The sequence below is a fragment of the Paenibacillus sp. Root52 genome, from assembly GCF_001426865.1.
In the GTDB taxonomy this organism is placed as follows: Bacteria; Bacillota; Bacilli; order Paenibacillales; family Paenibacillaceae; genus Paenibacillus.
Map to the genome: position 1 here is coordinate 241,740 of NZ_LMFO01000030.1, position 24,618 is coordinate 266,357.

General features: G+C 44.2%; 21 protein-coding genes. 12 read left to right on the forward strand and 9 right to left on the reverse strand.

From position 1 onward, the window contains the following. Position 1: 1 nt before the first annotated feature. The 3 genes from ASD24_RS24645 to ASD24_RS24655 all read left to right on the forward strand — a co-directional run bounded on the left by ASD24_RS24645 (position 2) and on the right by ASD24_RS24655 (position 3,656). A complete protein-coding gene (locus ASD24_RS24645; RefSeq protein WP_056701591.1) occupies positions 2–1,207 on the forward strand; it encodes a cation:proton antiporter in 1,206 nt (401 codons plus the stop codon). A gap of 299 nt (positions 1,208–1,506) precedes the next feature. Then, entirely contained in the window at positions 1,507–2,433 is a 927-nt protein-coding gene (locus tag ASD24_RS24650; RefSeq protein ID WP_056701740.1) for an NADP-dependent oxidoreductase, read from the forward strand. Positions 2,434–2,918: 485 nt separating this feature from the next. After that, positions 2,919–3,656, forward strand: a complete 738-nt coding sequence (locus tag ASD24_RS24655; protein ID WP_056701593.1) for a cyclase family protein — start codon at positions 2,919–2,921, stop codon at positions 3,654–3,656. A 73-nt stretch (positions 3,657–3,729) separates the two neighbouring features. Here the strand turns inward: ASD24_RS24655 and ASD24_RS24660 are convergent, their stop codons facing one another. Beyond that, positions 3,730–3,930: a hypothetical protein gene (locus tag ASD24_RS24660; RefSeq protein ID WP_056701596.1), complete on the reverse strand. Its 201-nt coding sequence runs from the start codon at positions 3,928–3,930 to the stop codon at positions 3,730–3,732. 222 nt (positions 3,931–4,152) lie between these two features. On the opposite strand from ASD24_RS24660, the gene ASD24_RS24665 reads away from it, so the two are divergent. Further along, on the forward strand, positions 4,153–4,608 hold the full coding sequence (locus tag ASD24_RS24665) for a hypothetical protein (protein WP_056701742.1): 456 nt from the start codon (positions 4,153–4,155) through the stop codon (positions 4,606–4,608). A gap of 92 nt (positions 4,609–4,700) precedes the next feature. On the opposite strand, the gene ASD24_RS24670 is transcribed toward ASD24_RS24665, so the two are convergent. The 3 genes from ASD24_RS24670 to ASD24_RS24680 all read right to left on the reverse strand — a co-directional run bounded on the left by ASD24_RS24670 (position 4,701) and on the right by ASD24_RS24680 (position 9,611). Continuing rightward, the gene (locus ASD24_RS24670; RefSeq protein WP_056701598.1) at positions 4,701–6,527 is read right to left on the reverse strand and encodes an ABC transporter substrate-binding protein; all 1,827 of its coding nucleotides are present in this window, start codon (positions 6,525–6,527) and stop codon (positions 4,701–4,703) included. Between the two features lie 51 nt (positions 6,528–6,578). Beyond that, positions 6,579–8,093, reverse strand: a complete 1,515-nt coding sequence (locus tag ASD24_RS24675) for an ABC transporter permease (protein ID WP_056701600.1) — start codon at positions 8,091–8,093, stop codon at positions 6,579–6,581. Between the two features lie 75 nt (positions 8,094–8,168). Further along, entirely contained in the window at positions 8,169–9,611 is a 1,443-nt protein-coding gene (locus ASD24_RS24680; RefSeq protein ID WP_156395540.1) for an ABC transporter permease, read from the reverse strand. Positions 9,612–9,756: 145 nt separating this feature from the next. Here ASD24_RS24680 and ASD24_RS24685 point away from each other — a divergent pair, with 145 nt between their 5' ends. Further along, positions 9,757–11,493 (forward strand): ABC transporter ATP-binding protein, encoded by a 1,737-nt coding sequence (locus ASD24_RS24685; RefSeq protein ID WP_056701744.1) that lies wholly within the window; start codon positions 9,757–9,759, stop codon positions 11,491–11,493. Between the two features lie 82 nt (positions 11,494–11,575). Here the strand turns inward: ASD24_RS24685 and ASD24_RS24690 are convergent, their stop codons facing one another. The 3 genes from ASD24_RS24690 to ASD24_RS24700 all read right to left on the reverse strand — a co-directional run bounded on the left by ASD24_RS24690 (position 11,576) and on the right by ASD24_RS24700 (position 14,391). Next, the gene (locus tag ASD24_RS24690; protein WP_056701604.1) at positions 11,576–12,364 is read right to left on the reverse strand and encodes a hypothetical protein; all 789 of its coding nucleotides are present in this window, start codon (positions 12,362–12,364) and stop codon (positions 11,576–11,578) included. Positions 12,365–12,570: 206 nt separating this feature from the next. Beyond that, positions 12,571–13,275 carry a LuxR C-terminal-related transcriptional regulator gene (locus tag ASD24_RS24695; RefSeq protein ID WP_235540811.1) on the reverse strand — a complete coding sequence of 235 codons (705 nt, stop codon included), beginning with the start codon at positions 13,273–13,275 and terminating at the stop codon, positions 12,571–12,573. A gap of 51 nt (positions 13,276–13,326) precedes the next feature. Further along, the gene (locus ASD24_RS24700; protein WP_056701607.1) at positions 13,327–14,391 is read right to left on the reverse strand and encodes a suppressor of fused domain protein; all 1,065 of its coding nucleotides are present in this window, start codon (positions 14,389–14,391) and stop codon (positions 13,327–13,329) included. 134 nt (positions 14,392–14,525) lie between these two features. Between ASD24_RS24700 and ASD24_RS24705 the strand changes: the two genes are divergently transcribed. The 6 genes from ASD24_RS24705 (at position 14,526) to ASD24_RS24725 (ending at position 21,412) form a co-directional block, all read left to right on the forward strand. Then, positions 14,526–14,819 carry an antitoxin Xre/MbcA/ParS toxin-binding domain-containing protein gene (locus ASD24_RS24705; protein WP_235540813.1) on the forward strand — a complete coding sequence of 98 codons (294 nt, stop codon included), beginning with the start codon at positions 14,526–14,528 and terminating at the stop codon, positions 14,817–14,819. Positions 14,820–15,171: 352 nt separating this feature from the next. Beyond that, a complete protein-coding gene (locus ASD24_RS24710; RefSeq protein ID WP_056701609.1) occupies positions 15,172–16,629 on the forward strand; it encodes a glycoside hydrolase family 1 protein in 1,458 nt (485 codons plus the stop codon). Positions 16,630–16,805: 176 nt separating this feature from the next. Next, positions 16,806–18,239, forward strand: a complete 1,434-nt coding sequence (locus ASD24_RS24715; RefSeq protein ID WP_056701610.1) for a glycoside hydrolase family 1 protein — start codon at positions 16,806–16,808, stop codon at positions 18,237–18,239. An 83-nt stretch (positions 18,240–18,322) separates the two neighbouring features. Further along, the gene (locus tag ASD24_RS30455) at positions 18,323–18,496 is read left to right on the forward strand and encodes a hypothetical protein (protein ID WP_156395541.1); all 174 of its coding nucleotides are present in this window, start codon (positions 18,323–18,325) and stop codon (positions 18,494–18,496) included. Positions 18,497–18,519: 23 nt separating this feature from the next. Then, entirely contained in the window at positions 18,520–19,371 is an 852-nt protein-coding gene (gene licT / locus ASD24_RS24720) for a BglG family transcription antiterminator LicT (RefSeq protein WP_056701613.1), read from the forward strand. 127 nt (positions 19,372–19,498) lie between these two features. Continuing rightward, complete coding sequence (locus tag ASD24_RS24725) at positions 19,499–21,412, forward strand: beta-glucoside-specific PTS transporter subunit IIABC (protein WP_056701614.1); 1,914 nt, start codon at positions 19,499–19,501, stop codon at positions 21,410–21,412. Positions 21,413–21,619: 207 nt separating this feature from the next. On the opposite strand, the gene ASD24_RS24730 is transcribed toward ASD24_RS24725, so the two are convergent. Next, positions 21,620–22,543: a LysR family transcriptional regulator gene (locus ASD24_RS24730; RefSeq protein ID WP_056701616.1), complete on the reverse strand. Its 924-nt coding sequence runs from the start codon at positions 22,541–22,543 to the stop codon at positions 21,620–21,622. A 175-nt stretch (positions 22,544–22,718) separates the two neighbouring features. Here ASD24_RS24730 and ASD24_RS24735 point away from each other — a divergent pair, with 175 nt between their 5' ends. After that, positions 22,719–24,062, forward strand: coding sequence for a uracil/xanthine transporter (locus ASD24_RS24735; RefSeq protein WP_056701618.1), 1,344 nt, complete (start codon positions 22,719–22,721; stop codon positions 24,060–24,062). 71 nt (positions 24,063–24,133) lie between these two features. Here ASD24_RS24735 and ASD24_RS24740 read toward each other — a convergent pair whose 3' ends face one another. Further along, positions 24,134–24,511, reverse strand: coding sequence for a PilZ domain-containing protein (locus ASD24_RS24740; RefSeq protein WP_056701620.1), 378 nt, complete (start codon positions 24,509–24,511; stop codon positions 24,134–24,136). Positions 24,512–24,618: the final 107 nt, after the last annotated feature.

Consider the following 24,618-nt stretch of genomic DNA (forward strand, 5'->3'; position numbering starts at 1 on the left):
TATGGATATGCTCATATTTGAGGTGGGAATTGCCGTTGCGCTAATTACACTTACGGGATTAATATCTGCACGACTACGATTTTCTGTTATTCCATTTTACATCCTGGTCGGTATGGCTGTTGGACCGCATGCACCGCAGTTTGGCATTGTGGATTTACGATTTATCGAAAGCTCGTCTTTTATTGAGTTTATGGGCAGGCTGGGTATTTTATTTTTATTGTTTTATCTGGGACTGGAGTTCTCGGTCTCCCGATTGTTGAAATCGGGTAAAGCCATTCTTACGGGTGGTATATTCTATGTAGGTCTTAATTTTGTCTCAGGTTTGCTGTTAGGCTGGTTAATGAGCCTGCCCCTTCAGGAAACGATGGTTGTGTGCGGCATCATGACCAGCTCATCTACGGCGATCGTAGCCAAAGTGCTTGTGGATTTGAAGCGGACGGCGAACCCTGAAACGGAAATTATTATGGGTATGATCATGTTCGATGATCTATTCATCGCAATCCATATCTCGATTCTGACTGGACTTGTACTGAGTGGGGCGACTTCGTTCCTGAGTGTGCTGTTAGTATCGCTCTCTGCTCTACTTTTTATCGTATTGTTCCTGATTATTGGCAGGAAGAGTATCAAAGCTATTGATAAAGCACTCAATATCAAGTCATCGGAATTATTTCTGCTTACCATCATGACCCTACTGTTCCTCGTGGCCGGGTTCTCGGAAACGCTACATGTTGCTGAGGCCATCGGTGCGTTAATGATTGGACTTGTGCTTGGTGAATCCAGACATGTCAGCCGAATCGAACAGCAAATTATGCCGTTTAAAGACTTTTTTGGTGCGCTGTTCTTCTTCAGCTTTGGCCTGACCATTGAGCCGTCTTCCCTCGGTGGAGCTGTCGGGATGACACTGATTGCCGTCGTTCTGACTATTCTTAGCAATTACGGTGCAGGCATGATTGCTGGTAAAATGGCTGGTATGTCGACAAAGGCTTCGTTGAATGTAGGTTTTACTCTAGTTTCGCGGGGAGAGTTCTCTATCATTATGGCGAATATAGGTAAGGCAGGAGGTCTGATGGCTTCCATTCAGTCTTTTGCCGTGTTATATGTGCTGATTCTGGCGGTACTTGGACCTATTCTGACCAAAGAATCTCCTCGCCTGTATGCGAGGTATGAACGGTTCCGGAATCGGGCGAAACAAAAGGAAATCGGATAAGCGGGTAATTATAATAGCCGTGATAGACATGATAAGCTGTGCGGATTATGTATAAGGCAAGAAAAGGCGCCACATTTCGTTGGAGAATGATCGTCTCCAAGGTGTGGCGCTTTTTTTGCGTAATAAGGGAGAAACCGTAGTTTATGTAACGGATCGTCATTAGTAACTCTGACTTATGGAATGAAAATGCTGTGACCTCAGGTCAAGTAAACCAATGAATGGGGTAATTATAAATAGAGAAGATTATGAGAATAACCTATCACATGTCATTCCATTTTGAAGAAAGGCAGGGATTCAATATGAAGGCTATAGTGATTGAAGCATTTGGCGGACCTGAGCAATTGAAGGAAAAGGAAGTCGATAAACCGGTATGCGGTGTGAATCAAGTTTTGATCCGTACACAGGCGACCTCTGTTAATCCAGTTGATTTCAAAATAAGACAAGGTCACTTGAAAGAAGCGGCAGATCAGCTACCGATGATTCTGGGTGGTGACGTCGCAGGTACTGTGGTTGAAGCGGGTTCAAACGTTACTCGTTTCAGAGAAGGAGATCGTGTATTTGCACGTCCACGTCAATTCGGAACCTATGCGGAATATGTTGCTGTAGATGGGGATATTGTTGCGCGTATACCGGAGCAGTTGAGCTTTGAGGAAGCAGCTGCGATTCCGCTCGCCGCGATGACAGCTTGGCAGGCACTGGTGGATCATGGCCGTTTGGGCAAAGGACAGAAGGTGCTCATTCATGCCGGTGCGGGTGGAGTAGGCACATACGCCATTCAAATCGCCAAATCGTTGGGCGCTGAAGTTGCTTCCACCGCGAGTGCAGCTAACGAAGAATTACTTCGCTCATTAGGTGTGGATCATTTCATTAACTACAAGGAACAGGATTTCTCGCAGATTCTCTCAGACTATGATGTAGTATTGGATACGATGGGCGGCGACATACAGCGGAACAGCTTCAAGGTGTTGAAGTCTGGAGGACATCTGGTATCCCTTGTGCAGCAGCCGGATGAGAAGCTGGCGAAAGAAACTGGTGTGATAGGCAGCGTGTTCATGATGGAGCCGAAGGGAGATCAACTTGAACAGTTGGCCGAGCTTGCGGCTGAAGGGAAATTGAAGTCGATCATTGATGAAACGTATCCGCTAACTGAACAGGGTTTGCGTGATGCTCACGAAAAAAGTGAGTCACATCATACGCGGGGTAAGCTGGTTATTACCGTGAATTAGTTTGGAATCCGTAAGTTAATCGAGCAAGCCAGAGAAGGATGAGGGATGAATATTACGGTAAAATCAATACTTTTCAACCTCAAGATCCTACGCCGTTCTCCATACAGGAGTGCGGCTTTTTTTGGCGTTCCTTTTCGGTTGTATGAAGTTTGCAGCACACGGTACTTGTATCTTCTTAAATAAATTAAATCAAATTCTTCACCAATGTGCAGCGTTGAGATATAATAGAGGTTGTTCAAAAAGTCCGCTTTTGATTACGAAGGATGCCCTGAGGCATCTCAACGTCGAAGATGGATTCAGCCGAAATAAGCGGGATGCTAACGAAGCTTGTTTCCTTCGGAAACATGTAGTTGCTCACGTAGTTTTGCCTACGCTCCGCTACTCCATTTCTATCTTCATCCCATCTTCTCGGTACTGAAAACCATCCTTTTTGAACACGCATTAATAGGGGGAATTTATTCCATTCTACATATGAGGTGATCCTGATGTCGACTGAACTTATTCAAGCTATTCAATTGTTAAAAGAAAAAAAGTGGGTAGATCTGACACATACCTTTGGGCCAGATTCACCTCACTTCTCAGCCTTTGATGCAGCTCAATTTGATACGCTATTCAATCACGACCAAGGATTTTTTGCACAAAGCTTTCGATTCCCCGGGCAATATGGTACTCATCTGGATGCGCCGATCCATTTTGTACGTGATACTCGTTATCTGGATCAACTCGGGTTGAAAGAGTTAGTATTACCACTAGTTGTAATCGACCAGTCAGCAGCCGTAGCAAGCAATCCTGACTTTACGCTGGATGTGGAGCATATCCTAGCATTCGAGCAAGAGCACGGTGAGATTGAAGTGGGTAGCTTCGTTGCTCTACGTACCGATTGGAGCAAGCGTTGGCCAAGCCATGAGCTATTTGATAATAAGGATGCTAATGGGGACAGCCATGCACCAGGATGGTCGGTAAGCGCACTGAAATTTCTGTTCGAAGAACGGAGCGTAAAGGCTATCGGTCATGAGACCTTTGATACAGATTCAGCAATAGATTATCGTAAAAATGGAGCTTTACTCGCCGAATACTATGTCTTGGCACAGGATACATATCAGGTGGAGCTTCTGACAAACTTAGATCAGGTTCCTGCTAAAGGCGCAGTCATCTTCAATCTCGTTCCCAAAGCGGAGAAAGCATCCGGATTCCCGGTCAGATCCTTCGCTATTCTGCCATAAATCTAGCTAAAGTATCGTCTTATAGAAATGTATTATGTAAAATGCAGGGGAGGCGAATGCCTCCTTTTTCTAATTACTTATGATCTGATGATGAAGCTTGATTAAATCGTTCCGTAATTCTCTTCTGTTCCTTCTTGCGCCGAATCCAACGTTTGAATGCACTCTCTGCTTTTCTTCCTTCTAACGTTTCTTTCAAGCCTTGAATCATGAATTCAGATCTCCGTCTGTCATCCCGACTAATCTCGCGTAATTCCTTAATAAATTTGTCGTCCATATCTGCCTCTCGCTCATTCAGGATAGATTTCTATTATACCGAACGTACGTTCTTTTATCAAGTTTTTCCATGATACATATTGTCGAATCCTTGTAGTGACAAGAAGCATAGGAACGTGGTGCACCTTGTGTGACAATGTTCTTAGCGTGATCGGATTTAATCGTCGTGTATAGTATCGTTTTGGCAGGAGGTTCAAAATGAATGGAGTGGGGGGCGGTTTTCATGGTACAGCCAACATTAGCTAGATCGTGGTTACTTGCAATGATGCATGGGATATTAGGGATTGGAGCAATTGCTGGAGGAATAATGCTAATTATAGATCCGACGGGGGATGCAATTGGTTTACCGAATACGTTATTGGAGCATTCTCCATTTGCTAACTTTCTGATCCCGGGCATATTGTTAATGTTAGTTCTTGGCGTGCTGCCCATGATCATCGGCATATCGCTCATCCGTCACATTCACTCAGCGCTCTGTGAGAAGCTTAATCTCTTTCCTGACCGCTACTGGGGTTGGACGTTCTCCTTATATACCGGATTTGCGCTCTTGATCTGGATTATGGCACAGGTGTACTGGATTCAGGCCGCCTCGTTGATCCACTTAATCTATTTTGCATGGGGCATAGGAATTCAGATCGTAACCTTACTGCCTGGGATACAACGAAGATATTCGCAATAAACATAGCTGCTGAAGATGCTATTAACATTGGATACAAAACGGCTGTACCACGATCAAGAAGAGATCGGGTACAGCCGTTTGTTGTTAAGCGTTTATTTTGAAGCGTTGTAGTTGCTCAAGAACTCTTTCACCTTGGCTGGATCAGCCTTCAATTCATTACCTGTCTGAACCAGTGGGCTTAATGTGGAGAATGCTTTTAGTTTGTTGTTTTTGTAGAATTGCAGAATTTCATCCTGATTAATAGAGTATAGAACAGCTTTTCTCAGGTCACTGCTCTTGGATACTTCACGATTTGCTGTGTTAAACAGCAGGTAAGATACCGCGTTGCTCGGGATACTCTGTAGGTGCAGCTTGCTATCACTCTCAACGATGTCATACTTCGTTTCAGGCACGCCGTAGTAGAGGTGGATCTCACCGCTACGCAGGGCGGAAAGTGCGCTGTCTGCATCAGCGATAAAGCGTACATTTACTTGTGAAATTTTCGGCGCATACTCGGTTCCTGTGCGATAGCCAGGATTTTTGAGGAACACGCCTTCATAGTCATTTTTGTATGACAAAATGTATGGCCCACTTGTATACAACGTATTGTTGTACGCTGCCCCTTCGGTTACAGTGTTTTGATCACCGTAAGGGATGTCTTTGTTCACATCAAAGGATGCCACATCATAAGTGTTGATGCTTTCTACTTGTTTCTTGGACACGATACCAGCCGATTGGTGAGCCAGGTAGTTCAATACTTGCGGGAACGGTTCAGTTGTGGTCAGTTTGATGACCTGATATTTACCTGCTCCGTTGTCTGCTTTGGTTTTGTCAGATACAAGCTCTGTAATTTTGCTGTCCAATCCTTGTTCCAATGCATCCTTGATTGAACCGCCACCACCAGTTTGTTGCGTAGACTCCAGTACGCTCAGATCTGTAACCAGCTCGGTTTTTTGGATATGCTCATGCAAGCTGTATGTCCGGTGATCAGGCACGGAATCTTTATGTTTGGCACGATCCATGGAGAAGATAACATCGTCCGCACCAACGCGTTCACCCGTATCTACTGCTTTTTTGTTGTCAATCTTCGCGAAGTTAATATCATCTCTCAAGACGAAGTAGTACTCGGAGTTTCCATCCGCGATGCTGAAATTGTGGGACAAGGATCCTTCAGCAGTCAGTTGGTCGTCATCCGTTAGGTTGACTAGACGTACATACATATTGGTATTCAGTTGGTTAATAGAACCATCATTACCTTTGATCGGGTCAAGAGAGGTTAGAACAGACGCGCTTTGCGTCAAGATCAGAGGATCTGTTTCGTTTTTGGAGCTGTCCTTGAATTCAATTGGTTCCCAAGCCATTGCACGGGATTTGGACAAGCGCACAGTATCTTGGTTGATCACGTCTTTATTCAGTGCCTGGTTTTTCAGTGAGTTATAGACTGGAGCGATATACGCTTGATCCGTTACCAGACGTTGCTCCAAGTTCTTGTACGTTTCTTTGTATTGATCTGGCGTTTGCGTAGCTGCTTCATCAATCAACTTGTCGATTTCTTCATCAGCCAAAATGCTGTAATCTCCGCCTGTTTTGAAAAGAGAACGAACGGCATAATCCGGGTTCCCCGTAACTGTTGTCCAGCTTGATAAAGCAATGTCATAATTCCCAGCATCCTGTTGGGATTTGTAGCTACCGTAATCCGGTTGCAGGTTCAGCTTCACGTTGAATCCATTCTTAGTCAGTTGGTCACGGATGATGTTTACATCGTTCTCGGAAGAACTTTGTGCCAGTAATGTAATATCTACAGGTGCTTGATTCGTGGTAGTCTCTGTTGTATCCGAAGTTGACGCTTCAGACTGAGTGTCGCTCTTCGTTTTTACGCTGCAGCCGGAGATCACAATAACCAAGATGAGCAGCAGTGAAATGAGTGTACGTTTTTTCATGAAAATACCTCCTATTAGAATGAAATTAATGAATTATTAAATTAAATGAAGTTATGCTTTTTCAAGCTTAGGATCAAGCGCATCGCGCAGTCCATCACCGAGAAAGTTAAACGAAAGAACAAGTAGAATAATGGCAAGACCAGGATAAATGGCAAGATACGAATGTGTCTCCAGATACGTACTGCCTAGTTTGAGAATGTTGCCCCATTCCGGAATATGCGGCTCAACGCCGAGCCCAAGATAACTCAAGCTACTCGTGGCGATGACGGCTCCACCAATCGTAAGGGTAGACTTGATGATCATAGGAGCTAGAGAGTTCGGAATGATGTGTTTGAAAATGATGGAACGGTTGTTATACCCGAGTGCACGTGCTGCCTCAACGAATTCAAAGGTAGATACGTAGAGCACACTCGCTCTCATTGTTCGGGCGTAGGTCGGGATGGAGCCAAGGCTAAGCGCCAAAATCAGGTTGACGGTATTCGCTCCAAATGCCGCGATGATCGCAATTGCAAGCAGGATACCTGGAATAGCATACAGTACATCAAGCAGCCGCATGATGATATTGTCTGTATGTTTACCATAGAAGCCTGAGAATGCTCCGAGCACCCCGCCAATCAATACGGGAATGATGGTCGACATACAACCTACAATGAGAGAAATTCGAGCACCGAATACAATTCGGGAGAACAGACAGCGTCCAAAGTCATCCGTCCCAAGCGGGTAGGCGAGAGAAGGAGGTTGTAACAGGGCTGAGTAATTGTTCTCAACGGCTACGCTATAATCGAACGTATAGAAGCTACAGATCGAGATCGAGAATAGGAAAACGATGAAGAACAAGCCTGACATCGCAGTTACATTTGGAGCAAGTCGTTCCCATAGATCGTTCCAGAAGTTAGATTTTTGCTTCCCTTGGCGGCGTATCCTTCCAAGAAGGGTAACACCCAGCAACAGAGCGAACAGGTTGCCTGTAATAGAAGTCAGGATAAGCACTACACTGACGATCAGCATCCAGCGAGGAAGCATCTGTGCTGGCGTATACTGGGATACGATGAACAGCACGATCAGATCAATGACCATAATTAGAAGAAGTACCGCCATTGCTGGAAGAAATGTATCCGCCACGTAGGGTTTGAATATATTCAAGCCCGATACACCTATCACGAAGAGCTGAGTCAGCACGGTATAGACAGCGAAGGTATACTCAACGCTCTTACCTCTTCGAATCAGATGAAAGGCAGCCGTGACAATAAAAATATTACCTGTGATAATGGCCAGAAGTTGAATCCATCCCATCCTGCGAGTCCAGACAGAGATCGAGCCATCGCGGATCAGGTCTTTGCGTAATTGATATGTCACGAAGCTCTGAACGAGTGTGAAGAACAGGTAAGCCAGAAATGCAGTTAGAATAAATGGTCTGAACACGTTCTCCCCATAATCATAGCTATTGAACATTAAGAGCAATGTCAGGAGTAGCGAAGTGATCCAGGCGAAGTTAGCCTGACTATATTCTGAAGAAGACTTCAGTCGAAAACGCATCTCTTGTGTAATAGAACCTGATTTTGTCATTTAAATTGCACCTGCTTTAAGCGGTTGTAAGAAAGATAAGGAAGATAAGGAAGACCAGACTTTTGAACACACACTTTAATATTGTTTCATCTTCGAACGTACCCTCGGATCAATAAAAGCGTACATCAGATCAACGATCACATTGATAATCGAAATCGTAATCGCAGTGTATACTACTCCGCCCATAATACTCGGAATATCGGGTATAAATTGCTTATCCACAATGTAGCTGCCCAGACCGCTGATGTTAAACACTTTCTCTGTTACCGCGGCTCCGCCGAGCATTCCGCCAAATTGCAGACCGACAACCGTCACGATAGGAATCAATGCGTTACGAACTGCATGTTTAAGAAGGACGTGCCGCTCACTAAGTCCTTTAGCCCGAGCAGTCATGACGTAATCTTCATGAATGACTTCGAGTGTAGAAGAACGGGTCATCCGTGCAACGGCCGCTGTGAGTCCGGTTCCCAGAACGATGGTTGGCATGATCATGGATAACCAGTTCTGCGGATTGAAGGTAGCGGGTAGCCATTGCATTTTGATTGAGAAATTCAGAATGAAAATAAGTCCTTGCCAGAAGTTTGGAATCGATAATCCGATTAATGCGATAAACATGAACGTATAATCAAATAATGAATTCGGCTTGATTGCTGAGATAATACCGATCGGCAGTGCGATCAAAATGGCAATCAATAGTGAGATAACAGCCAAAGTTAGCGTAATCGGAAACTTCCGAGCTATGGTGGCTGTGACATCCTCATTCCCCGCAAACGACCTCCCAAGATCAAATAAGGCAATGCCTTTGATATTATTCCAGAGCTGCACGAGATAAGGCTGATCTAGTCCATATACGTGATTAAAAGCTACAATCTGTTCTGGCGTTGCTGTCTCTCCCAGAATGTTAGCTGCCGGATTAAATGGTGACAGATATAAAATGGTGAATACAAGTGTGGCTACGCCCATTATGACGAATATAGTCATGAGTAGTCTTTCAAATATGTACTTGAGATAGGGATTGCCATACAACAATAAAATGCCGTACATCAGACAGCCTGGAATAAGTGATAACACGAAAAACCACGGATGGTTAATCAGTGAGCGGAAGGTATCCGCCATCGTCGTTCGTTGTTGTCCTTTTTCCCGAAGTTTGAATGTTGTACGCTCGTTCACCTCTTTGCGAAGCGTTTCTTCTAGCCATTCTTGCGTTTCACGTTGGAATTCGCTCTCACTGACATGCTGCTTGAAGAAGCGATGCTTCCGTCGAAGTTGTTCTTCTATTTCTCCGTGAAGTTGATCTCGATAGGCATGAGTCAGCATTTCCTGTTCTGCTTCTTGCCTAGCGACCTTCCAGCCATCCTGTTGTCTTCTGGATCTCCAGACCAATAACACGATTAAATTAACGGGCAAGCCGAGAATGAATAGAACATATCGATAGGAGGGGTGGAGCAACATTTTGTCGTAGATAAAGCCCAAGGTGTGTGCAAGCCGTGACATTCTGCTGCCTTCTGCTACATTCAACCCAGGTGAACCTCCTTTCATCCAAGTTAAAATTGCATTATTCCGATGGATATAGTATATATTATTTTAGGGTCTACAGATTGTCAAGGAATAATGAGTATACATACGAATGGTTATGAAAATATGGAAGGAAGCAGGTGTTGTGATGCAACCTTTGTTAAAGGTAAATGATCTATCAGTCTCTTTTCATTCCGGGGAGAATGAGTTTGAGGCGGTAAAGAATGTCAGTTTCGAGGTGCGTCCAGGTGAAACACTTGGCATTGTTGGGGAGTCTGGTAGTGGCAAAAGTGTGACTGCTCGCTCCATTATGAGATTACTAGCATCTCCGCCTTCACGCATGAAACAAGGGGAGATCTGGTTCAAGGGAACCGATCTTGTGAACAAAACGCAGAAGGAAATGGAGAGCATTCGAGGTCGTGATATCGGAATGATCTTTCAAGATCCAATGAGTTCACTTAATCCGACCATTAAGATTGGTAAACAAATTTCGGAGAGTTTGATTAAACATCAGAAGGTATCCAGACGAGAAGCGAAGAAACAAGCGATAGCGATGCTTGAACTGGTAGGTATATCGCAAGGCGAGGTACGTTACAATCAGTATCCACATGAGTTTTCCGGTGGTATGCGTCAGCGTGTCATGATTGCTATTGCACTTGCCTGCCGACCTGAGCTATTGATCGCCGATGAACCCACGACTGCGCTTGATGTAACCATTCAGGCACAGATTCTCGATTTGATGAAAAATATGCAGCAGCAATTAGGCACCTCGATCATTTTGATAACCCATGATCTTGGGGTTGTTGCAGGCATGTGTGATCGGGTTGTGGTCATGAAGAGTGGGGAGATCGTAGAAACGGGCACAACGGCCGAGATCTTTGCAAGTCCAAAACACCCGTACACTTCCAGATTACTGAGCGCATTGCCTCGACTGGATGAGAAGAAGAAGCCTAAGCCCGTCTCGCTTGTTCCTCGTGACTTGGAGGACCATCAACCTTTGCTGGAAGTGAAGTCTCTTCGCCAGCATTTCAATCTGGGGAAGGGCAATACCTTGAAGGCCGTGAATGATATTAGCTTTCATATTCGCCAAGGTGAGACGCTGGGGGTCGTGGGGGAATCAGGCAGTGGTAAGTCCACGACTGGACGTGCAATTCTAAGATTGCATGAGCCTACGGGCGGTGAAGTGTTGTTTAAAGGGGTTCCGCTGAACCGTCTATCCGCTTCGGAGATGAAGACGATGAGGAGGCATATGCAGATTATCTTCCAAGATCCGTATGCTTCACTGAATCCGAAAATGAGAATCATGGATATTATTGGCGAAGCGCTCGATATTCATGGATTGGTTAAGAATACGTCGGAACGTGAGAAGCGGGTGGAGGAATTATTAGAACTGGTGGGACTTGATCCGTCACATGCTCAGCGTTATCCGCATGAATTCTCAGGAGGACAACGGCAGCGGATAGGGATCGCAAGAGCACTAGCGGTGGAACCGGAGTTTATTGTATGTGATGAGCCTTTATCTGCATTGGATGTCTCCATTCAGGCGCAGATTGTGCAATTACTAGAAGAGTTGCAGCAGCGTCTTGGTCTGACTTATCTCTTCATTGCGCATGATCTATCGATGGTCAAACATATCAGTGACCGTGTGGCGGTTATGTATAATGGCAAAATTGTCGAGTTAGCCGAGAGTGAAGAGTTATACAGCAACCCTCAGCACGCTTACACGAAGGCATTGTTATCTGCTATTCCTGTTCCGGATCCTGCGATAGAGTCGAAGAAAAAACGAATCGTAAGCGAGGAGCACCGAGATGCTGGTGTGGATCGCTATCAATTGGAACATTCCAGTTGGGTTGAAGTGTCTGATGGGCATTGGGTAGCTATATAACGAAAAAGAACCCCGACCATGAATCATCGAGATTCTAGTCGGGGTTCTAAGCATATGATGCATGCCTATAATGGCAAGAAGATTACTTGAATTGTACAGATTTCTTGATCGTATCAATCGATGCTTTGCTCTCGTCATCCAGGTACGTAAAGATGAAGTTAAAAGCATAACCTTCGATAATAGCACTGTAGTAGTCTTGTGTAATCGTTGTGCCATCGCCAGCATCCATCGTAATTTGCATCAGATCCATCTCTTTGCCACCGATCGTTTCAGTGGTGATGTCTTTGTAATCATACGGGAACTGACTCGCTTGCATGAATTCTTTCGTTGCTTCGAGATAGTCTTTACCTGTACGAATGCCTTGCAGCAAGCTTACTTTCTCAGCAATTGCCATAGCAGAAGGGCCAACTTGTTGTCCACCTAGTGGCAGTTCAGATGCCATTAACAGGTTGAGTGTTTTTTCTTGAGACAACTCTAGTTGTTTTTTCTTCGTAGCATCGTCTCCAGCAATAGCTTCGGAAGAGGCGCTAGTCAACTGATTCATGCCTGCAGCATCTTGGAACTCCCATTCTTCCGGGAATTTCAGGGATACGCCGAAGTAATCGTTGTTGTAGCTACCTTTTTCCGTCGTTCCGAGCTCGACATTTTGGGTGTTATCTTCTGTAGCTGTTTCCGTAGCCGTTTCTGTGTTTTCCGTGTTCTCGGTATCCTCTTTAGCGGCGCTATCTGTATCTGTGCCCGCAGTTGCTGTTTCTGTTTTGGTTGTGTCTTCTGTGCTCGTAGCCGTATCGGCTTTGTCACCGCAAGCAGCTACAACGAGTACGATCATGATTAACATGGCAAATAGTGAAGCTTTTTTAGAAATAGACATAATACCCTCCTGATGTGTGTTCTCTTAACTTGAATAAAGAGGCGTTCAAAAGTCTGCTTTTGAACACGCATTTCAAGTGTACTTATGTACTCTTTAATTTTAGCACACCTGTTCTCTTTTCCCACCTATAGGAATCTATAGGGGTACCTGTTATAAATAAGACAATCGGCTAGCCATTGAAACAGCTTCAGTGCTTGATTGCACACCTAATTTGTTAAAATCACTTTTTTGTGATGATTAACGGTGCATTCCTTAATTTTTAATTTCAGTGCAATCGCCTTAACAGTAAGTCCATTCGAGATCATCTCCAGGATCGTTAACTGGCGATCGGTGAATTCCACCGAAGTCTGTCCAGTAGCCTGAGAGGCTTGCAGACTCTGATAGCTATTTTGCATAAATGCAGGAATGAGCTTGGCTATAGCAATAAGTTCACTCTGCAGATCAGCGTTGATGGTAGACACATCTAAATAACCGGAATGCTTCAGACCCACGGAGAGGGGAGTAGCATAGCAGTGCCAGGTTTGAAACAGTGGGTTTTCATGCAGCTCTGGTGGTAGAAAAATGGGTTTATGTTGATCCATCGTTTCGGATATCGCATTCACACCACAGCTCTTGGCCGTGAAGATCATCCCCAGACGAATAGGAGACTGCTGCACCTCATCGGTTAGATCACAACTGTGATCCATTGCGATCAGCACGCCATCTGAATCCGTAAGAAGGAATAGATACGTTCCTGATAAATTTTCTTTGATATTAGAGATGCTGTGCTGGAAGGCACCGATTAGAAAATGATTGATTTTCAGAACCCGATCGAGCTGGGGCTTGGATAAATAATGGATCTGTGCTGCCTTGGGTACAGGCATCTGGGCCTTAGGCCAATGCTTGCTCAAAGCAGTTGTTGTCGCACTCATATCGATTCCTCCTTGCGATGCAACTTGTCGTAAATCTATATCTTTTCGTTATTAGCCGATCGTATCAATGATGTTCCCATCTGGGTCGGTAATTTCCGTACGTACGATGCGGAAGGTGATACCGGGAAGCGTGTTTAACTCAAACGTTTGGGCTTTCGGTTTCAGCTTCTCCATAAGTTCAATGACGGCTGCGTCATTTACAATTAAGGTAACGTTGTTTTCGTTCTCCTGAAAAGATGGCTCGTCTCCAGCCTTAAACGTGATGTTCACGTTAGGTCCGATTAAGGAGAGGGAGTCTCCTTTAGCTGTGCGACTACGTAATATTCTGCCGATGAGTCGAGCCTGCTTGGCTCCAACTTGAAGTACAGCGGGTTCGGCATTTTGAAGCGTTTCTTGATGAACGGACGTCCATTCAAGTTGTTGTATGAACAGAAAGGCAGTACTGGAACCTTCTTGCTCGATGCCTCTTGTTACAGCCTCTTCCACGACAGGGATATCCACATAGGAGTTGCGTATGAGATCGGTGACGTATTTTGGCATAAAGCCAGCGCAGGCAGCTAAGAATCCACGGGTATTCCATGTCTGTATCGTCTCCAGCTCTCTACAAGTCACGCCGACCATCTGAATGAATTTAACGGCACCGTTCGGTGTAGCTATCTCTTCAAGATCAGGGTCTTCAATAAAAGCAAGCGCAGTCAGCAGTGTGTCAGAGCCGAGGCAGATCGGGCCGTTAGCGTCCATGTAATCGCCTGGATGAAAAATATTACCGCTATTGAAGACGTATCTTCCGATATTTTGCAACAGGTTGAGCGCCCAAGCGGGCGGTTCTTCTTCCTCTACATTCCGAAGTAGCCGGAAGGTCAGTTCGAATCCATAACCACTGTGATCAGGATCATCCGTTTCTTTATCATAGAGTTCGGAGAAGCCATACGTGACGAAGTGCCAATGCGGCGTCGGTGTCTCCACGCGATATACGCTTATTCCATTGAGTGGATCAGGCCCACCAAGCATATAAGGGATTGCAGTCCCGTAGTGTTTAGGCTCTTGATTACCATAAAGCGCGTGAGTCGCAGCATCAATGGCATCCCAGCCGGAAGTGTTTTCTTCTTGAGACATGATGAATCCTCCTTGACTATTCTTTCCCCCGAAAAACATTTAAAATTAAGTCTAACGGTTACAGAAGTGGTTTCAAAGCGGCTTTAGGATGAATTTGTGTGAGATAGAACTAGTCATATGGGGAGTGATTTTACATGAGTATGAAAGAAATCTATATAGAGGAGTTTAAGCAGGATAATTGGGACGCATTCGTCCAATTGTTTGACGAGTTATATGCGCAAGTGGATCCAAAATGGATAGAACGCGCACGAGTACGGAAAATTCCGGCAGATGTGAGTCAGGTACTTCTGTGTGAAATGGGGGAGTATGCATTTAAGTGGCTAGAGAAGAATATCCCTGCTTTGGGGGACCAAAGTCCTGTAAGTTATTTGGAAACAGAAGAGGGAACAAATGCGCTTAGAGCAGCTATTTTACGTATGCCACGTTAAGGTTATGATGCTACAAAATACACTGGTGTACAGTGAAGTTGATTTTGTGAAATGATTATGTTACGCTTACATCACAAGAGAACACAACAGAATACGTAAACGACATCTTTTGATGGATTGTAACTGCGTAGACAGGCAAAACCTAAACTGATGGTGAAATGAAAGCTCCTTTTTCGGGATGCTATTTTACCTTGAGTTTAGGTTTTTCTTGTTTTTGCGTAAAAATATACGTGTATATTTTGTTGCGATTGAACAATAATGTCGTGGGTATGGTGTTGATTTTGCTCTCTTTTGGATATTCTATCTTTCTGACTTGTCAATAAAAATACAAATTGAAATGAGGTTGTTATTCATGACCACAGCTAAAAAAGGATTCCCTGAAAACTTCCTATGGGGCGGCGCTACAGCGGCGAACCAATTGGAGGGTGCATTTGATAAGGATGGCAAAGGTCTCTCTACTGCGGATATGATCGCACATGTTCCTAAAGAGAAGCGTACTGGCGGCCATGCAATGGAAATTTCATCTTCCCGCATTGAAGAGATTCTGGCTGGCAAAATCGAAGAACGTTTCCCTAAACGTTTTGGTATTGATTTCTACCATCGTTTCAGAGAAGATATCGCATTGTTTGCGGAAATGGGCTTCAAAGTATTCCGTTTGTCCATTCACTGGGCACGTATTTTCCCGAACGGTTATGATCAAGAGCCTAATGAAGCAGGTTTGAAATTCTACGATGAAGTATTTGACGAATTGTTGAAACATGGCATTGAGCCGCTCGTAACGTTGTCTCACTATGAGACTCCACTCGGTTTGACGCAAAAATATAATGGCTGGGCTGGCCGTGAAGTAATCCAACATTATGTTAGATACGCAGAGACCGTATTTAATCGCTATAAAAACAAAGTGAAATACTGGCTTACTTTCAATGAAATTAACGTAATGGTGTTCAGTCCTTACACTGGCGGCGGAATTCTCATTGATAAAGTAGACAACAAGCTGCAAACCACATATCAAGCATTGCATCACCAATTTGTTGCAAGTGCATTGGTAACGAAGCTTGCGCATGAGATTATCCCAGGTTCCCAAGTGGGCTGTATGCTTGCACGTATGGAGACATACCCAGCAACTTGTAATCCAGTAGATGTTCAACTGGCTCAGCATGAGAACCAGCTTAACCTGTTCTTCACAGACATGCATGCTCGTGGTCAATACCCGAACTACATGGCTCGTTACTTTGAAGAAAACAACATCGTGATCCAAAAAGAAGCTGGCGATGACGAAATCTTGTTGAACAACACCGTTGATTTCATCTCCTTCAGCTACTACATGTCTGTAACAAAATCAGCTTCCGCTGATTTGGAAGAAACAGCAGGTAACTTGACTGGTGGCGTGAAAAACCCTTATCTGGAAGCTTCCGACTGGGGCTGGGAGATTGATCCGATCGGTCTGCGCGTAACGCTGAACAACTTCTGGGATCGTTACCAAAAACCGTTGTTCATCGTTGAAAATGGTCTGGGTGCTTACGACAAGGTTGAGGAAGATGGTTCCATTCACGATACGTATCGTGTAGATTACCTGAAGAAGCATATCGAGCAAATGAAAGAAGCTATCAAAGATGGCGTAGAGTTGATTGGTTTCACAGCTTGGGGTCCAATTGACCTTGTAAGTATGTCAACTTCTGAAATGTCCAAGCGTTATGGCTTCATCTATGTTGATCTGGATGATGAAGGCAACGGGACATTGGAACGTTCGAAGAAAGATTCATTTGACTGGTACAAAAATGTAATTGCAACGAATGGTGAGCAACTGTAAAACGTTGATCCCTAGGATATAACCGAATAACATCAGATGAATTCGGATTGTTACCGCATAAGAAGCGGGCAAAACCTAACAATAAAGGGGCGTACTCATGGAGCTACATGCTCCATAAAGCCCTTGTTGGTTTTTGTCCCGCTTTTTTATGTTTGTTACAACAATAAGAGGAAGGAATGATTGAATTGACTACACCATTTCCAAAAGACTTTCTATGGGGCGGCGCAGTAGCGGCCAACCAGCTTGAAGGAGCATACAATACTGACGGCAAAGGCCTGTCTGTACAGGATGTAATGCCACACGGGATTACAACGCCAAGAACTGAGGGGCCAACTGAAGATAACCTGAAGTTGATCGGGATCGATTTTTATAACCGCTATAAAGAAGATGTGAAATTGTTTGCAGAGATGGGCTTCAAAGTATTCCGTACATCTATTGCATGGTCTCGTATTTTCCCGAATGGTGACGAGCTGGAGCCTAACGAAAAAGGGCTGCAATTCTATGATGATCTGTTCGATGAGTGCCATAAATACGGCATTGAGCCACTGGTAACGATTTCTCACTATGAAACGCCACTTCACTTGTCCAAAACGTATGACGGGTGGGTTAACCGTAAAATGGTTGATTTCTATGAGCGTTACGTAACTGTACTGTTCAATCGCTTCAAAGGAAAAGTAAAATACTGGCTGACGTTCAATGAGATCAACTCTATTCTCGAAGAGCCATTCATGAGTGGTGGGATTTTCACACCAAAATCGGAATTGTCGAAGCAAGACTTGTACCAAGCCATCCATCATGAGCTTGTGGCGAGTGCACTAGCGGTTAAGCTAGGACATGAGATTATGCCAGAAGCCAAAATTGGTTGCATGGTGCTGAGCATGCCGACTTACCCACTAACGCCTAACCCAGATGATGTTGTTGCAGCTATGCATGCAGAGCAGCGCAATGACCTGTTCGCAGACATTCATGCACGCGGATATTATCCAAAATACATTAATCGCTACTTCAAGGCGAACAATATCAACATCAAGTTTGAAGATGGCGATGCTGAGATTCTCAAACATACCGTTGACTTCATCTCATTTAGTTACTATGTAAGTATCTGTGAGACAGGAGATCCGGAGAAACGCAAAGAAGGTAAAGGAAACCTGTTTGCAGGTGTAATGAACCCTTATCTTAAAGCAAGTGAGTGGGGCTGGCAGATCGATCCACAAGGTTTGCGCGTAACCTTGAACAAGTATTATGACCGTTATCAAAAACCGTTGTTCATCGTTGAAAATGGTCTAGGCGCCGTGGACGAGCTGATTACGGACGAGAATGGCAATAAAACAGTGAATGATGAATATCGTATTCAGTACTTGAATGATCACTTGGTGCAAGTAGGCGAAGCAATCGAAGATGGGGTAGAGGTTATGGGTTACACATCTTGGGGCTGTATTGACCTGGTAAGTGCATCTACTGCTGAGATGAAGAAACGTTATGGCTTCATTTATGTAGATCGTAATAATGATGGTTCTGGTACATTAGAGCGCTATAAAAAGAAATCTTTCCACTGGTACAAAGAAGTTATCGGTTCGCATGGTGCAAGCCTTAAAGGAACGAACGAATAATTATCCTGGTTCTAAAGCCTCAGCCCATCTTCGCGGTACGTAGCGTCGAATTTTGTTGAATATGAGCTAGGAGCATCTTGCTTATGTTAGATTATACGACATTAACCGCTTTCACAAAAACATTGTCATATGCACAATTCTGTGGTAAGATGGGACCTAAGGCTAATGAATACGGATTGTTACTGTTCAATCAGGCAAAACCGGAGGCAGGACATGTTCTCGTGACCTGCTTTGGTTTTGCCTTTTACTACTTTTGACGGTGCAAGGTGATGTGGAGAAAATGAAAATTGAGAAGGTGCTTAATAACAACGTAGTTACTGTGATCGATCCGGGCGGAAACGAACTGGTCGTCATGGGGCGGGGAATTGCCTTCAAGAAGCATACCGGTGAAACGATAGACGAAAGTCTGATCGAGAAGATATTCTCATTGGAGAGCAAGGAAGTATCGCAGAAGCTCAAGACGCTCCTGTCGGACATTCCTGTTGAATATGTTGAATGTTCTGATGAAATTATTCGTTATGCAGAGACGGTGTTAGGTGAGAAACTGCATGAGAGTATCTATATCTCACTAACGGATCATATTCATTTTGCCATTGATCGGCATCGTCAAGGATTACAGATCCGCAATGCTCTATTTTGGGAGATCAAGCGCATGTACCGCAAGGAATATGCAATCGGTCTCAAAGCACTACAGATTATTGAAGAAACGTTGGGTGTACTTCTGCCCGAAGATGAATGCGCATTTATCGCTATGCATCTGGTCAATGCCCAGATGAACGGTGAGATGCGAGAAACCATCAGCATTACGAATATTGTCAAAGACATACTCAACATTGTAAGACGTAGCTTTGTCATTGAGCTTGATGAAGATTCTTTAAGTTATTATCGCTTTTTGACTCATTTGAAGTTCTTTGCGCAACGTGTGTTACAAGGAACGGCAATTGAGGATAAGGAAGAAGATAATCCGCTTCACGATCTCGTAAGTAAACAATATCCCGAGGCACATGCTTGTGCAGTAAGGATTAGTGATTATACTCGTAAGATCTATAATCGGGTATTATCCAAAGAAGAAATACTGTACCTGACCATTCATATTGAACGTGTGGTTAGGAATGAACAAACAATCGAATAAATTTGGGATTGTTACTGCAAAAAAGGCAAAACCTAAACGTTGAATAATGATAAGCTTACTGCTTTGTCATTATTCAGTGTTTAGGTTTTTTTTAAACCTTCATTACACATCAAAGGAGCAATTCACAATGGATAAACAACAATTGTCCAAGGACATTTTGAAGTTGGTCGGTGGCGAAGAGAATATTGATCAAGTCACACACTGTATGACAAGACTTAGATTTAACTTGAACGACAACAAAAAAGCAGACAAAGCGACACTGAAAAATACACCAGGTGTTATGGGTGTTATGGAGAACGGTGGACAGTTCCAGGTCATTATCGGTAACGATGTGCCTGTAGTGTATAACGCACTGGTAGGTAACATGTCCAAAGGTGCAAATACTGGCACTTCAGGTGCTTCAGCTTCAACTGGCGAGAAGAAAAAGAGAAATCCAATAAGCGCGTTGTTCGACTTCATCTCAGGTATGTTTACACCAATCCTGCCTGCGATTACCGGTGCAGGTATGATCAAAGGGATCGTGGCTATCCTTGTCGCACTTGGTTGGTTGTCTGATATAAGCTCAACGTATATCATCTTGTCCGCCATCGGTGATGGTGCCTTCTATTTCCTGCCAATCATCCTGGCAGTAAGTGCGGCGAAGAAATTGGGAAGCAATATGTACATTGCTGCGGCGCTTGCTGCGGGGATTATGCACCCGACCATTACAGCTTTGCTAGCTGATGGCCACAACTCATCGTTTATGGGGATTACAGTAATTGCAGCATCGTATTCTTCTACAGTTATTCCGATTGTTCTTGCAGTTTGGATCGCTTCATATGTAGAGAAAGCTGTTGACCGTGTTATACATGCTTCACTTAAATTGCTCATTGTTCCAACGGTTACCCTGTTAATTATGGTTCCTCTGACATTGATGACTGTCGGACCATTGGGTACAGTTCTTGGTAACGGACTATCTGGTGGTATTTCCTGGTTGTTCGATAATATGTCCATTTTTGCAAGTATCTTGATCGGTGGTACGATGTCACTATTGATCATTACAGGTATGCACTATGCTTTGTTGCCAATCGTCGTTGGTTCGATGACAACATTAGGTTACGATTTTATTATTCCATTGATGTTCGCAGCTAACTTGGCACAAGGTGGTGCAGCATTTGGTGTGGGTCTCAGATCCAAAAATGCACAAACCAAATCGCTCGCGTATTCCACAGGTTTGACTGCTATTATGGGAATCACCGAACCTGCAATGTACGGAATTAACATGAAATTCAAAAAACCGTTTATCGCAGCTCTAAGCGGTGGTGCTATCGCTGGTGCGTTTATGGGGATCTTCAATGTTAAATCTTATGTTATTACAGGACTTGCGGGTCTTCCGAGTATCGCAGCATTTATCAGTCCAGCAGTAAGCACATTGATCTATGCTCTAATTGGTGGTTTGATTGCAATCGTAGCGGCAGCCATCATTACGTACATCTTGGGCTTCAAAGAAGACAATGCTCCGCAACCGGCTGCAACAACACCGGCTGCTGAACCTACTACACCAGCAACAACATCAGCTCCTGTTGTAAAAGAAGAAACAAAAGCACAGGATGAGCAAATTTTCAGCCCAATGACTGGGGAAGTTAAACCACTTAGCGAAGTACCAGATCCTGCATTCTCCGAAGAAATCATGGGTAAAGGGTTCGCTATTCAGCCGACAGAAGGACGTGCCGTATCTCCAATTAACGGAACAGTGTTCTCCTTGTCGAAGAGTGGACATGCGATTGGTCTTGTAAGTGATACGGGTGCAGAAATGCTGATTCATATCGGGATCGATACCGTGAAGCTGAAAGGTCAATTCTTCTCTCCTAAAGTTCAAGCTGGAGCGAAGGTGTCCGTAGGTGATGTATTGATGGAGTTCGACCGGGAAGAGATTGAAAAAGCCGGTTACACAACAATTACACCTGTCATTATTACAAACATGCATCAGTATGAATCCATTGAATCTGCTGGACGTACAACGATCACAGAGAAAGAATTGATCTATACGGTTAAAGCATAAGCATGGGTTAAATAAGAATAAAGCAGCAGCCTTACGGAGGAACTTCGTAAGGCTGCTGCTTTTTTGTAGCTTATTTATTTGTAGCGTCTATTCAGCACCTACTTCTTCCAAAATCAATGATTGCTGCTGGATATTGACGGTGGTCATAGCCGATCAGAGCTGGGAGATTGATTTTTATGCTTAGACCTTGTAGCTCACTAATTCTGCTTAGCTATCCGCTTGCAAGGTGCTTGGTGACTTCTCGGTGACGGACGGCAGCATATCTTCAACCATTTGTACAAAATGCTGAGCCGGCTTGGATAGGTGGCGGTGATGCAACCATACAAGCGCTGATCCTACGGTTGAGGATTGGTCAATAATACGATAGATATGTAAGACATGTTCATGATGCAGTTGAAGGACGGTGCGGGGCACGATTGAACTTGCAAAACCTAGACGTACAAGCTCCATCAGCATCGCTACATCCGAGCATTCCCCCATAATGGATGGACTTACGTGATGTTCACGAAATCTATCGAGAATTAGTTCGAACATCCCTAGTCCTTCCGTGCTTGGTAACAAGAGTGGAATGTGAGCGAGCTGCTTCAAATAAGTCTCACCGTTCATTCCGGTTTCAAGAGGTGTAGCCGAGATATAGTAGAGAGGTTCCTGGGGGAGATGCAGCACTTCGTAATGCTCTGTTCTCACGGGCATCCTTACACAGGCCAGCTCTATTTTGCCATCATCCAGCAACTGACACAGTTGCGCAGATTCATTTTGTTGAATTTTATACGTAACCTTTGGGTGGGTCATTCGAAATTGTTGAAGCACGCGGGGCAGCAGACTATCCGAGATCGTATTCATGCCTAGGTTGAGTTTACCGCGGACACCTTGGCGAAAGTCCTGTATTTCCATGACGGCTTCTTCCATGTACTTGGTTATCGTAATGGCATATTCATAGAAGCTTCGACCAGCTTGTGTCAATTCCATTGTCCGTCCTTGGCGCTCAAATAAAGCAACACCTAGTTCTTCCTCCATCAGCTTAAGTTGCTGACTTAAGGGTGGTTGTGCCATGTGCAGTCTTCGTGCTGCTGCGGTAATCTGCTTCTCTTCGGCAATGGCTATAAAATAACGACATTGTTTAATATCCAAAAGGATGCTCCTTACTAACAAGTATATGTAGATCATATAGAAAGGCAATAAAACATGTATTTTTAATATACTACATCTCCGTGGTACTATACATAAGGTTTAGACATTTACCTAGTGAGGTTGGGCTAACATAAGCCATGGAATATTATCGTTTCGCGAAAGGAAATCAACACGTATGACCAAACAACAAGAGCATCTACGAACTCCAAATGTAAAACAATTCTCCTCTTCCGTTCTTGCAGGCATCCAATGGTTTTTCTTCTTATTTACAAATACCGTTGTTGTGCCGTTATCCATTGGACATAATTTTCAACTTACACCAGAAGCTATTGCTACATCGATGCAGCACTCCTTTTTGCTGACAGGAGCGGTTTGTATCTTACAAGCGATATGTGGACATCGGTATGCGGTAATGGATGGACCGTCAGGGCTGTGGTGGGGGTTGACACTTAGCTTAACGGTCTCCGCTTCATCCGCAGGAATGAGTCTCGAACGGGTTGGCGGTGGACTGACAGCAGGCTTTATACTGGCTGGATTAACGATGGCGATCCTAGGTTGGATGGGTGCTTCTCATGTGCTTCAGAAGCTGTTCACGCCAATGGTTAAAAGTGCAATGTTATTTCTATTAACGATTCAATTGACCATGAATTTCTTCAAGGGCATGATTGGATATACGGAGTTTGGCACATTTAATCTACCGGTTGCGGCATTATCTATACTCATTGCGGTTCTTGTTGCGTGGATTCAGCTGAAGGGGAGAGGCAAGCTTGCCAATTATGCAATCTTGATCGGTATTATTGCGGGCTGGATTGCTTATCGCATACTCATTCCTGGACACCAGAGCACCCAGACTCAGGCAGTGGGTGAGTTTTTCACCTTTTTTCCATGGGGGACGCCGAAGTGGGAGCCTGGAATCGTCATTACCGCTTTTTTTGTCGGGCTGGTGAATATGACGAATTCCATTACAACGTTGGGGGCTGTGGAGAAAATGTATGGGGTTCAAACGACGGTTCAGCAGTATAAGCGTTCCTATGGATGGACTGGACTGTTTACGGTTATCGCTGCATGTGTGGGGGTGATTCCCTTTGGTGCATTTGCTTCTTCCATCGGGTTTCTGGAGAGCACCCGTATTTTGCGTCGGTCAGCTTTTATACTGGGAGCTGGGTTGTTATGTATGTTGGGACTAATGCCTATGTTGACAAGTTTCTTTGCTCAAATGCCACCGAGTGTGGGCAGTGCTGTACTATTTGTAGCGTATTTGCAAATGTTTGGTACGGCAATACGAACGCTTGAGGGCACGGTCTTCAACTCCAAAACGATTTATCGTATTGCTCTTCCCATTCTTACGGGTGTTGCTATTATGAACATATCAGCAGAAGCATTTCAAGGGTTGCCCATCTATCTAATTCCTATGATCAGCAATGGTCTTGTCATCGGTGTGGTGATATCGCTTGTGTTGGAATCTACGGTGAAGTGGTCTAACTTGGATAACTCAGCTAAGCCAAGTAAAGCGGCTTAAAGTTAGGAATATAACTCTTTTTCAGCAACAGTCCTATTATGGTATAGGGCTGTTTTTTGTGCCATTTGTACCTATTTGACGATAATTCTATTTTGTCCTGCAAGCATGCGCATTTCTTTATATAGACGCTCTTGCTGGTCTTCGGCAACCTCAAACTCAACGCCATAGTGCCAATGGTTTCCTTTTTCCGCACCCCAACGCAGTAAACCCTCCATATATAAAGGTTCTTCCGTTAATGTTGTAGCAAGCCCAATTCGGATCTCATTGGAATCTACGTTTAACCGGAGCGGGAAGGAGAGCTGACAGCCAGAACGACTGATATCGCATAGCTCGGCTTGAATGGGTTTGTCTGGAGCAGGTGACCCGTTAATGCTTATAATGTACACTTCCGATGTTATAGGTTGCTTTAAAAAATAGCGAAAAGGTGTTTTTCTCTGGTTGATTGACATGTACTCCTCCATATATTTCAAAAAGTCAGTTATCGTTATATCGTCAAAAGAACAGCAGAAATGAAGAGAAGTGAAGGAAGTCAGGATGGTAGGGGATCGCAAAAATA